This window comes from Polynucleobacter sp. (genome assembly GCF_040400325.1).
GTDB lineage: Bacteria > Pseudomonadota > Gammaproteobacteria > Burkholderiales > Burkholderiaceae > Polynucleobacter.
Window position 1 is genome coordinate 23276 of the sequence record NZ_JBBAQK010000017.1, and the last position, 9503, is coordinate 32778.

Here is a 9503-nt window from a genome sequence, read left to right on the forward strand (position 1 = left end):
TACTTTTAAATGATGAGTTATCAACTGGTTTGGTTTAAGCGTGATTTGCGCTGTGAAGACCATGCTGCTTTGGTCGAGGCTGCAAAGCTAGGTCCGATTCGCTGCATTTATGTGCTTGAGCCAACACTTTGGATGCAGCCCGATGTTGCCCTACAACATTTTGAGTTCATTCGAGAGTCCCTTCAAGATCTCGAAATTCAACTGCGTTTACGCGGTGGCGCTATAGAGATCCATGAAGGTGAAGTTACGGAAGTGCTCACTAAAATTTGGCAAGTCAGCCCTTTTCAAGGTTTGCATTCTCATCAGGAAACTGGCAACGGGTTTACTTATTCCAGAGATCGAGAGGTTAACAAATGGTGTCAGTCTCATAGCATTCATTGGGGTCAATATGCCCAGTTTGGAGTTACTAGAGGACTAAAAAATCGTAATGAATGGCAAGCCAATTGGCAAAAGCACATGGAAGTACCTTTATGTGAATCTCCTCCAATTCAATTTTGGGCTGCCTCACTTTCTGGCAAGCTAATATCGAATCCCAGCGCTCATTATTTAACGCCGTCTATGATGCAAGCACCTATGCACCTGAGACATAATCCACCTTTAAGACTACGTGGAGGAAGATCTATCGCACTCAAAACACTTAGTAGTTTTTTGAAGCAACGAAGTATGTGGTATCGAGGCGGGATTTCATCGCCTCTATCAGCACCGGATGCATGCTCCCGATTATCGGTATATCTAAGCTATGGGTGTCTTAGTATCAGGGAAGTAGTGCAAGCAACAAATGAAGAGCTACTTCAAATGTCGCCAGATGCAAGCAGAAGAAAATCAGGATTAACTGCTCTCATGAGTCGCTTATATTGGCATTGCCATTTTATTCAAAAGCTTGAGAGCGAGCCTGAAATTGAGTGGCGAAATATGCACCGTGGATATGATGCATTACGCGAGAATGAATTTAATGACGATTACTTTAATGCCTTAAAGAATGGCAAGACGGGTTGGCCTATGGTGGACGCCTGTGTCATCATGCTACGTGAAACGGGATGGCTTAATTTTAGAATGCGCGCAATGCTGGTCTCAGTTGCAGCCTATCCACTTTGGTTACACTGGAAACCGGTAGGGGATTGGTTGGCTACCCAATTTCTGGACTACGAGCCGGGAATCCACTGGAGTCAACTACAAATGCAATCCGGCACGACCGGGATCAATGTGACACGCGTTTACAACCCGATCAAGCAAGCGCAAGATCATGATCAAAAGGGCTTTTTTGTTAGAAGATGGCTTCCTTACATGCGTCAAATACCGGATACATGGCTTTTTGAGCCGTGGAAGATGACTCATGAAGAGCAAAGTAATGTTGGCATTTATGTGGGTAAAGATATCCCACAACCAGTAGTAGACATTACAGTCGCTACAAAAATATCTAAAGATCGCTTACATGCCAGACGTAACTTATCAGAAGTTCGGGCTGGCAAAAAATCAGTTGTTGATAAGCATGCCTCTCGAGCAAAAAGAGCTGACCGTAAGAACCCTAAAGTTCAAACTAAAGATACAAGTAAACAACTTACTCTTGATTTTTAAGTGCGATCAAAGAAATGAGTCGTTTGTAGATCTGGTCATATCTTTACTAAAATTAAACTTATTAGTCATTCATAAAGACTAGCTTAGCCAGATTTTTCGATATATCCCATCAGGGTCATGATCTTGGGTTTGCTTGGCTAGATTCATTGGTCTACCCCCTCTAGGATCGGTTCCTTTGCCAGCGATATAAAGCCAATTACCCTGATTGCTATAAACATCATAGTCAATCAGTTGTGATTCAAACCAAGCAGCACCAGCTTGCCAATCACCCTTCATGTTATAAATCCAATAACTCGCAACTATCTGACGCATGCGATTTGAAAGGTAGCCGGTTCCCTGTAACTCGCGCATGCCTGCATCTATTAATGACTCTCCAGTACTACCAGATGACCATTGCTTAAATATTATTTCAATAAATGGATTGTTAGGTTCAGTGCTCAGACCTGTTGATCGGTAGAGTTTATTGTCATACTTAAAGTGTAGGAATCGAAAATAGTCTCGCCAAAGTAACTCAAACCATAGCCAATAAGTGCCATCATTTGCGCCATACTCAAGTTCATACTCTGTTAGTTTTTTGGCAATGGATCTAGCTGAGCAACAACCCGATGCGAGCCATGGAGAGAACTTACTGGAGTAATCCAAGCCAATGAGCTGATTGCGGGTTTGCTTATAAGTATCTGGTAGGCGCCTGTCAAAATACTGCTCAATGTGCAGAAGCGCTTTACTTTCTCCACCCAGAAATGACTTCTTACTAGATAACATATCGACATATGTTTTCTGGGACAAAGCTTTACTACCAGCTAGTAAGGGGGGAATGCTAACGTGGGCTTCAACAGGGTTAGCAAATCTCAATTTCTGCTTTTCAACTTGCTGGCGAAATTGCGTAAAGACATCAGGCATGTCCTCTAATTTAAACAGCAAAGAATGGGGATTAAGCATACTTGATTGCCATGAGCTAATCACTTCAAACCCAATAGTCTTTAACACTCTAACTTGCTCTAATTCTTCGGGTGCTACGATTTGCTCACAGTAAATCAGGTTTATGCCAAGTTGAGTACGTAGAGCTGAAAATACCTCTTTGAAATCACCTGCTAGCTCAAATAAATCAGATCCTAAATATCTTAGTTGCGTTCTTAAATCTTCCAAAGAATCTTGTAAAAACGCTTTACGATGCTGTCCTAACCGTGAAAATCCCCAGCGAGTCTCTTCCTCTAATTTCTGTTCATGAACATAAATAGGGAGTAGAAAATCTGCATTCTTACAGGCCAATATAAATGCGGGGTTATCCTCTAAACGGAGATCATTTCTAAAATAGTAGATTGCAACAGTCATTTATTTAATTCTTAATGGTGGCTCTTTGATTCATAAATCGCTAGTATCTGACTTATTCAAGCTCATTTAGGTGGTCTATGCATTGCGCAGATTTTGTTACCAGCAGGATCTCTAAGCCAAGCAATATAGATAGTGCCAGCGACGCCCTCTCGATAGCCAGGATCACCCTCACAGGAAGTTCCGCCATGAGCAACACCAATAGCGTGGAATGCATCTACATCAGCCATGGTTTTAGCGCTAAAGCCGATTGTGCCGCCATTTGCATAGGTAGCTTCATTACCATCAATTGGTTTTGTAATTGCGAAGACTCCACCAGGGCCGCGATAAAAATATTTATCATGGCTAAAACTCCCAGCTTTAATACCCAAAGCTCCTAGAGCAGCGTCATAGAAACTCCTTGAAACTTCTAAATCATTTGCGCCCAGCATGATGTGACTAAACATTATTCTTCCTATTGATAGAGCTTATTAATGAAACGATACGGCCAATCTACTTTAACAGTTCATTGGGGGACGTACGCATTACCGTATTACTAATAAATTGCTTTTCATAATGGCGATTACGCCGAGACTTCTTTGCAAGGGAGCGCTGCCCTCTGCGCTTATCAGAAATAATATCACTCAGCTGGCTCAGATCATCTAGGCCTTGAATTTGATTTGGTGAGTTACGACGAGGCATATAAAAAAGCTGAGGTTTTCATCAATTATTTAGAACGCGTTGCTCGTTTGGGAGAAGCTTAATTAATTCATCCAAGGTTTTATATCCAGTGATTGGCATAAAACTTTTTGGGGAAAAATCTTTCTCACCAATCAACATTGCTGGTAAGCCTTGGAAGCCATAAGTCTTAAATTCCTGCTCATCAGCCATGACATGTTTAGTCAATTCACCATTATCAAGGGCTTGTCTCAATAGTTGGCTATCAATTCCGCTTTGGGTAGCAATCTTCATAACTATCTCTTCTTTACTGATATCAAGACCCTGCAAAAAGAATGCATCAAATAGTGCTCTTGCTAACTTTAACGATAGTCCCTGAGAGTTAGCGAAATAAACGCTCTCTTGCGCAAGCCATGTATAGGTTAAAAACTTTGGCATTAAAAGATTAAGGTGCTCTTGCTGAACGATTGACTCTTCTTTAGCCTCATCAAAATTATCAATATAAGACTTAGATGGTGGAATACTCCCATTGATTGGACTAAGTTCAAAAGCTCTCCAGATGATTTCAACCCTATCTTGGTACCTTGCTTTTAATTGACTAAGAACTATAGTTTGAAAATAGCAGTAAGGGCATTCAAAGTCGGCCCATATTTGAATCTGCATCATTTTAATTTTTCCTTTAGTTTCTCAACCACATCTATATTGATTAAAAACGCCTAGCCAATACAACCGCGGCTGCCGATCCTTTGCCCACTATAGAGCACCAGATCCTTAAAACCAAAGGAATAGAGGCTGAGGCTTTTAATCTTGCTTCGTTTTTGTGATCAATTTCATCGGCTTGGCAACGTATTAATAGCTTCAATAATTCATCATGACCACCATTTTTTTGCAGGTAGTCAATCTGTTGTTGATAGTGCTGCTCTACAAATGTCTCAACAGAAGCAATCGTTGCATAAACTGCTCTTCTACCGAATAATGCAGGTAGCGCCCCAGTCAACCATCCTGCTAAGCGCCATGGCCCAAGCAAATGACTTCGGTATTTTTTCTCTAATACGAGTTCTATTAACTGTAAATGCTCGGTCTCAGTATCACCATGATGCTTGGCAAAATGAATAAGCTCGGTATCTTTACGGTATTTTGCAACCGCAATAATTCCTTTATAGATATAGACAGCGCCTGTTTCGCCAGCATGGTCTGAGCGCAGCTCACGCTCTAAGTAAGCTTCATACGCGGGTTGACTAAGGTCGATAGCATTACTCATCGTAAAACCGTCTAGCTTTTTGAATAAATATCATTTTGTCAATTTTCAACAATAGTTCCTCAAGTCAAAGATTGAGTTAGGTCCTAGTTTTTCTGCTTTTTGCATCTCTGCCTTGGTAATTAAAACACTTTGCGTATCCCAATTTTTCTTTTCTGGAATTTCTTTTATGAGATATTTCTGTGCGTCCCATGCTGGTAAGTTTTGAATATAAAGCGGCCTAGTTTTGACATTCTGTACCGACGATATTGCAGCAATCGTAGACAGGCAATCACGCAGATAGCTCTCAAAAGAGTCAATCAATTCATGAGTGAGATCATTCATCGAGATTTTTTTAGATCTAGTGTGATTGACTGCCAAAAATACATCTTTAATTGTCATGCAATCTGGATCTTTTGATAAAAAGTATCCCCCTCTGCGACCTTTAGCGGCTCTGATTAAGTAGGCTGATTTAAGTGCTGAGAGCAAGATCTCTGTACGACTTAAGGAAAGATGCTGACGCTTTGCGATATCAATTGCCCTTACAGGTACACCGAACCTTGAATAAGCAGTAATATCAATCAAGATATTGATCGTTTGTTCAAGTGACTTATTGATGTACTTCAGCATGACAATTCCCTTTTATGTTGGCAGTGCAGCAAAGACAGCTTAAAAAGAAGCCGCCCGAAGGCGACTTAAGGGCCTATAAGGGCCAGGAGACAAATTTATTTTGCATCCATTAGGGTTTTCACGTATAAAACTACTAATAAGAGGGTTTTTGCGGCTCTGCACCATAGATAAATAAAGAGCATACTAACTAGGTACTAACCCTAATATCTCTTCTTTAAGGAGCCTTAAATGATTCGGTTTAAACAATTTCTTGATAACTTGATAGTAGTTTTAATTGATACTCGTAAAGCTTACGCCAAACGTCATTTGAACCATCTTCTGGGGTCATGAGTTTCGTTTAACTAAACGTCACATGAAATTAACTGTCTATCGCTATAAAGTTTGGGATCATCAAGATGATAACCAGGCTCAAATACCTCCCTTTTATGCTATTCGAGAATACATTGAGCAGTTAGAAGGGGCATCTGTCATTGAAGAAGATTACTTAGAGGTAGATGAGTCAGATCTAGATATTGATGGAAGAATATCTAGCAATTAGATTTAAAAGGGAAAGTTAATATGTCAATATTTCGTTCTGGTCTGTCGTTAGTATTTTTGTTGCTTATGGCTAACCAATCGTTTGCCCAGGCAATTTCTAAAGACTATCAAAAACATTGTGCTCGCGAACAGGTAACTGAGCATAAAGGCATTAAAGGCAAAGCTCTGACTGAGGAAGACTTTACTGCTTATTGCAGTTGCCAAGCCGACTTCATTTCTAAAAATGCCTCAAATCGACAGGTCAATGAATTAGTCATGAATCCAAAAGCAAAGCCTGAATGGCTCAAGGCTATAGAGTTAAAAGCATTGAAGGCTTGTATTACAGATCCTAAAATGACTACATAGTTTTGCTATATTTCAATACTCAATCAGCATTGTTTAAATCAACGCCATAGTCAAGTTGATGGATAACTTTGGTCCTGTTATTTTGATTGAAGTAGTGCTGGTCTTTGGAGGGGTTCTACTTTTTGCATGGTGGCAATTGCGTGACCTTAAAAAGGAACCAGATAAAGACCAAAAGAAGCAAGCGCAAAATAGAGAGCAGGACAGGCAAGAAGATAAATGAACATGATGAGGATTGTTAGCTTATTGATATTGTTGCTTGCTGCTAATCTCACATTGGCACAGCAGACTACCCCGCCAGGCTACGTCTCAATACCAGCCAGCGTTGATGGCATCGGTAAGCGCTATATGGACCGTGAAATTTCAGGGATCATGGGCTGGCAAGGTGCTACATGGCTTGAACGGGGTACGCGGGAGCGCGAAGAACGTACAGATTTATTAGTAGATGCATTAGCTTTACAACCAGGCATGGTTGTTGCTGACATTGGCGCTGGGACCGGCTACCTATCCCGTCGCATGGCTCCGCTGGTGATGCCAGGCGGAAAAATCATTGCACTGGATTTACAGCCTGAAATGGTGAATATTCTTCAGACTGGCGTGAAACGTTCAGGGTTTACGCAGATCGAAGTAAAGCTGGGTACAGCCGACGACATTAAATTACCTAAGAACTCAATCGATATGGCCATTATGGTCGATGTGTACCACGAGCTGGCCTACCCTTATGAAGTGATGACAAGCATCATGCAGGCCCTCAAACCCAAAGGTCGCATCGTCTTTGTGGAATATAAAGCAGAAGATGCGCGCGTACCAATCAAGACTCTACATAAAATGAGTGAGGCGCAAATTAAGCGGGAAGCAGGTGTTTTTGCCTTGGAATGGGAGCGGACTGTGAGCACACTGCCATGGCAACATGTTGTGATGTTTCGTAAACGAGAATAGCCCTGGGATAATAAGCTGACGAATATTGCTCTTACTGGTCTTGGAACGGCCTTACCTAAACATCGCCTCTCTCAAGCTGATGCGTTTGCCGCGATGCGTGATCAATTTCAAGGGCGCTTTTCTGAGTTTGATCACTTAGTACCTGTGTTCGAAAATGCTGGAATCGAAAGCAGAGCTATTGCAATGCCGCTTGATTGGTATCTTGAGCCACGGGGATTAAAAGAGCGTAACGCTGTCTATCTGAATATTGCAAATCAATTATTTGTTGAAGCTACTCGAATAGCACTAGCTGCAGCAAAAATCAGTGCAGCTGATGTAGATACCATTGTTACCATCAGCTCCAGCGGTATAGCTACGCCCACCTTAGAAGCCAGGGCCTTAATAGATCTTGGCTTTCGACCAGATATTTTGCGTGTACCCGTGTTTGGCTTGGGATGTGCTGGTGGCATTAGTGGATTGTCGCTTGGAGTTCAATTAGCACGAGCCAGGCCAGGCTCTGTTGTTTTGCTAGTTGTAGTCGAGTTATGTTCACTGTGGTTTCATCAAGATACCTTAACAAAAGCCAACATAGTGGCTTCAGCCCTCTTTGGAGATGGTGCTGCTGCTGTGGTGCTCTCCACGGCGCGTGCAAATGATCGAAATAGTGTGGGTACTGGCGTACAGCATACGTGGCCATCGACATTACAAATTATGGGCTGGGACGTCAATGACAGCGGATTAGAGGTTATCTTTGATCGTGATATTCCGCCGTTTATTCGGAGGCAAATTGCCCCCGTCATGGCTGATTTTCTGAAACGCTTAAACCTTACCCGCGATGGAATCGAGCGCTTTGGATTTCATCCAGGCGGCACAAAAGTACTCGAGGCACTGGAGTCGGCACTCGAGATGAAACCGGGATCTCTCGATATAGAGCGAAGCGTTCTTAGGGATCATGGCAATATGTCAGCCCCTACTGTGCTATTTGTTTTAAAACGTCTACTTGAAAACGCCAATCCCGGTATCTATCTCATGTCAGCCCTTGGCCCTGGCTTCACAGCCGCCGCTATTTCAGTAACAGTTCAAAATTGAGAAAATTATCTTGACGCTCGCTATCTTCATTTTGATCCTGGTAACAATACAACGTATAGCTGAGTTAATTCTGGCAAGGCGAAATACTAAACGCTTGCTTGCACGCGGGGGACTTGAGAAATCACCGAAGCATTATGTCTTTCTCGTTATCATGCATATCGCTTGGCTGCTCTTACTTTGGATTGATGTTGGAAGTGCACACATCTCCTTCTGGTGGCTTGCACTCTTTATTTTGCTGCAATTTTTACGTGTTTGGGTCATCGCAACGCTCGGTGAGCGCTGGACGACCCGCATTATTGTTGTACCTGGTGAGGTGCGTGTGCTACGCGGCCCATATCGTTTCCTTGCTCACCCAAATTACGTAATTGTGGCAGCCGAAATCATTGCTCTTCCAATGGCCCTCGGACTCCCTTGGATTGCATTGGTATTCACAATGCTCAATGCTACAGTATTGTGGGTTCGTATTCGTGCTGAAGAGAAAGCATTGGATGAGGCCGAACCCTAACAAAAAGAGAAAACAAGTTTGAAAAAATGGGTTAAATAAGTAGTTTAGGCTATGGTTTGAGCCTAGCTAGATGAAGTATCAGTTAAACCGACACTAGACTAAAAAACCCCAGGGTGGCTTTTACTTTCTATTGAATCGGCAAACTCAATCTCTCCATTTTCCGTAGCACAGGAAATCTCTGACGTCAGACATAGCAATGTCCTCAGAATGCAAAGCTTGATTTGCTAAGTTCATAAAACGATATTCATCGACCTCTATGGAAGCCATTGACCAGTCACTGAAGTCTCGAGTCTCAATAGCATTAAATCTTAAAAGAAGGAAATCGGAGTGTCGGGGGTCACTTTCAATGACTTTAAATAGTGAATTGACATTGACCGCTGAACCCTCCAGTACCTGAGAAACCAGCCTGAATGAGAAATTAAAACCCCCGTAATGCCTCGAGTTGGATTATTGCGCAGACATGTGGCCATTAGTTTGTCGTTTTCAATACCTTTTATCAGCGATCGGCTTCGATATACCAACTGAATGAGTTGTTGATCAAGAGCTCTTATTGAATCCGCAAAGGATGTCATTTCACAAACCTTTAAAGTAATGTCATCACTAGTTTGAGAGCAATGTAGATGTTATGTTTAAAGGCTGATCACATCAGCAATCAGCCCTTAAACTAATTACTTAGGCATGAGT

The 9503-nt window shown here is 42.1% G+C and carries 13 protein-coding genes and 1 pseudogene; 7 read left to right on the top strand and 7 right to left on the bottom strand.

The window, feature by feature from the left end; translation table 11 throughout:
* Positions 1-12 precede the first annotated feature (12 nt).
* Positions 13-1575, top strand: a complete 1563-nt coding sequence (locus ABWP14_RS10570) for a cryptochrome/deoxyribodipyrimidine photo-lyase family protein (protein WP_353202942.1) — start codon at positions 13-15, stop codon at positions 1573-1575.
* A 78-nt stretch (positions 1576-1653) separates the two neighbouring features.
* Here ABWP14_RS10570 and ABWP14_RS10575 read toward each other — a convergent pair whose 3' ends face one another.
* The 6 genes from ABWP14_RS10575 to ABWP14_RS10600 all read right to left on the bottom strand — a co-directional run bounded on the left by ABWP14_RS10575 (position 1654) and on the right by ABWP14_RS10600 (position 5428).
* A complete protein-coding gene (locus tag ABWP14_RS10575; protein WP_353202943.1) occupies positions 1654-2907 on the bottom strand; it encodes a DASH family cryptochrome in 1254 nt (417 codons plus the stop codon).
* A gap of 62 nt (positions 2908-2969) precedes the next feature.
* Positions 2970-3350, bottom strand: a complete 381-nt coding sequence (locus ABWP14_RS10580; RefSeq protein ID WP_353202944.1) for a VOC family protein — start codon at positions 3348-3350, stop codon at positions 2970-2972.
* A 46-nt stretch (positions 3351-3396) separates the two neighbouring features.
* Entirely contained in the window at positions 3397-3585 is a 189-nt protein-coding gene (locus tag ABWP14_RS10585; RefSeq protein WP_353202945.1) for a hypothetical protein, read from the bottom strand.
* A 21-nt stretch (positions 3586-3606) separates the two neighbouring features.
* Positions 3607-4227, bottom strand: coding sequence for a DsbA family oxidoreductase (locus tag ABWP14_RS10590; protein ID WP_353202946.1), 621 nt, complete (start codon positions 4225-4227; stop codon positions 3607-3609).
* Between the two features lie 40 nt (positions 4228-4267).
* Entirely contained in the window at positions 4268-4822 is a 555-nt protein-coding gene (locus tag ABWP14_RS10595; RefSeq protein ID WP_353202947.1) for a demethoxyubiquinone hydroxylase family protein, read from the bottom strand.
* A 45-nt stretch (positions 4823-4867) separates the two neighbouring features.
* On the bottom strand, positions 4868-5428 hold the full coding sequence (locus ABWP14_RS10600) for an Rrf2 family transcriptional regulator (protein WP_353202948.1): 561 nt from the start codon (positions 5426-5428) through the stop codon (positions 4868-4870).
* Positions 5429-5780: 352 nt separating this feature from the next.
* Between ABWP14_RS10600 and ABWP14_RS10605 the strand changes: the two genes are divergently transcribed.
* The 6 genes from ABWP14_RS10605 (at position 5781) to ABWP14_RS10630 (ending at position 8819) form a co-directional block, all read left to right on the top strand.
* Positions 5781-5966 carry a hypothetical protein gene (locus ABWP14_RS10605; RefSeq protein WP_353202949.1) on the top strand — a complete coding sequence of 62 codons (186 nt, stop codon included), beginning with the start codon at positions 5781-5783 and terminating at the stop codon, positions 5964-5966.
* Positions 5967-5986: 20 nt separating this feature from the next.
* Positions 5987-6310: a hypothetical protein gene (locus ABWP14_RS10610; protein WP_353202950.1), complete on the top strand. Its 324-nt coding sequence runs from the start codon at positions 5987-5989 to the stop codon at positions 6308-6310.
* A gap of 58 nt (positions 6311-6368) precedes the next feature.
* Positions 6369-6530: a hypothetical protein gene (locus ABWP14_RS10615; protein ID WP_353202951.1), complete on the top strand. Its 162-nt coding sequence runs from the start codon at positions 6369-6371 to the stop codon at positions 6528-6530.
* 5 nt (positions 6531-6535) lie between these two features.
* On the top strand, positions 6536-7246 hold the full coding sequence (locus tag ABWP14_RS10620) for a class I SAM-dependent methyltransferase (RefSeq protein ID WP_353202952.1): 711 nt from the start codon (positions 6536-6538) through the stop codon (positions 7244-7246).
* A 93-nt stretch (positions 7247-7339) separates the two neighbouring features.
* Complete coding sequence (locus ABWP14_RS10625; RefSeq protein ID WP_353202953.1) at positions 7340-8314, top strand: type III polyketide synthase; 975 nt, start codon at positions 7340-7342, stop codon at positions 8312-8314.
* 10 nt (positions 8315-8324) lie between these two features.
* Positions 8325-8819, top strand: coding sequence for an isoprenylcysteine carboxyl methyltransferase family protein (locus ABWP14_RS10630; RefSeq protein WP_353202954.1), 495 nt, complete (start codon positions 8325-8327; stop codon positions 8817-8819).
* A gap of 144 nt (positions 8820-8963) precedes the next feature.
* Here the strand turns inward: ABWP14_RS10630 and ABWP14_RS10635 are convergent.
* Positions 8964-9391, bottom strand: a pseudogene (locus ABWP14_RS10635) (BLUF domain-containing protein).
* Between the last annotated feature and the right edge of the window lie 112 nt (positions 9392-9503).

What these genes read in the sequence shown, in the direction of transcription:
- ABWP14_RS10585 (WP_353202945.1), bottom strand. Translation starts at nt 3,585, where the DNA reads ATGCCTCGTCGTAACTCACCAAATCAAATTCAAGGCCTAGATGATCTG.
- ABWP14_RS10615 (WP_353202951.1), top strand. Translation starts at nt 6,369, where the DNA reads ATGGATAACTTTGGTCCTGTTATTTTGATTGAAGTAGTGCTGGTCTTT.
- ABWP14_RS10620 (WP_353202952.1), top strand. Translation starts at nt 6,536, where the DNA reads ATGAGGATTGTTAGCTTATTGATATTGTTGCTTGCTGCTAATCTCACA.
- ABWP14_RS10580 (WP_353202944.1), bottom strand. Translation starts at nt 3,350, where the DNA reads ATGTTTAGTCACATCATGCTGGGCGCAAATGATTTAGAAGTTTCAAGG.
- ABWP14_RS10595 (WP_353202947.1), bottom strand. Translation starts at nt 4,822, where the DNA reads ATGAGTAATGCTATCGACCTTAGTCAACCCGCGTATGAAGCTTACTTA.
- ABWP14_RS10590 (WP_353202946.1), bottom strand. Translation starts at nt 4,227, where the DNA reads ATGATGCAGATTCAAATATGGGCCGACTTTGAATGCCCTTACTGCTAT.
- ABWP14_RS10625 (WP_353202953.1), top strand. Translation starts at nt 7,340, where the DNA reads ATGCGTGATCAATTTCAAGGGCGCTTTTCTGAGTTTGATCACTTAGTA.
- ABWP14_RS10610 (WP_353202950.1), top strand. Translation starts at nt 5,987, where the DNA reads ATGTCAATATTTCGTTCTGGTCTGTCGTTAGTATTTTTGTTGCTTATG.
- ABWP14_RS10570 (WP_353202942.1), top strand. Translation starts at nt 13, where the DNA reads ATGAGTTATCAACTGGTTTGGTTTAAGCGTGATTTGCGCTGTGAAGAC.
- ABWP14_RS10605 (WP_353202949.1), top strand. Translation starts at nt 5,781, where the DNA reads ATGAAATTAACTGTCTATCGCTATAAAGTTTGGGATCATCAAGATGAT.
- ABWP14_RS10575 (WP_353202943.1), bottom strand. Translation starts at nt 2,907, where the DNA reads ATGACTGTTGCAATCTACTATTTTAGAAATGATCTCCGTTTAGAGGAT.
- ABWP14_RS10600 (WP_353202948.1), bottom strand. Translation starts at nt 5,428, where the DNA reads ATGCTGAAGTACATCAATAAGTCACTTGAACAAACGATCAATATCTTG.